1 protein-coding gene is annotated in these 383 nt (G+C 58.5%); it reads left to right on the top strand.

The annotated features are described in order from the left end of the window. Window positions 1-114: 114 nt before the first annotated feature. Window positions 115-383 (top strand): TCP-1/cpn60 chaperonin family protein (locus AC0L2K_RS35125; protein ID WP_473533675.1); only part of this gene is annotated, 269 nt, incomplete at its 3' end.

The raw sequence follows: 383 nt of genomic DNA, 5'->3' as shown, positions 1-383 counted from the left end.
GCGAAGACCTTCTGATCATGAAGGAATCCGACATCATGGGCATCATCGGCTGAATATCGGCCTCACCATCACTTAAACCCCGGGCTCAATTCAAGCCCCTGCGAGGAGCTAAAAATGGCTGCCAAAGACGTAAAATTTTCCCGCGATGCCCGTGAGCGCATGCTGCGCGGCGTCAACATCCTCGCCGACGCTGTGAAGGTCACGCTCGGCCCCAAGGGCCGCAACGTCGTCCTCGACAAGTCGTTCGGCGCACCGCGCATTACCAAGGACGGCGTCACCGTCGCCAAGGAAATCGAACTTTCCGATAAGTTCGAGAACATGGGCGCGCAGATGGTCCGCGAAGTTGCTTCGAAGACCAACGACATCGCCGGCGACGGCACCAC

Source organism: Mesorhizobium sp. WSM4817 (assembly GCF_055811135.1).
Note: the sequence above shows the minus strand (reverse complement) of the source record. Positions and strands in the feature narration are given on the sequence as shown.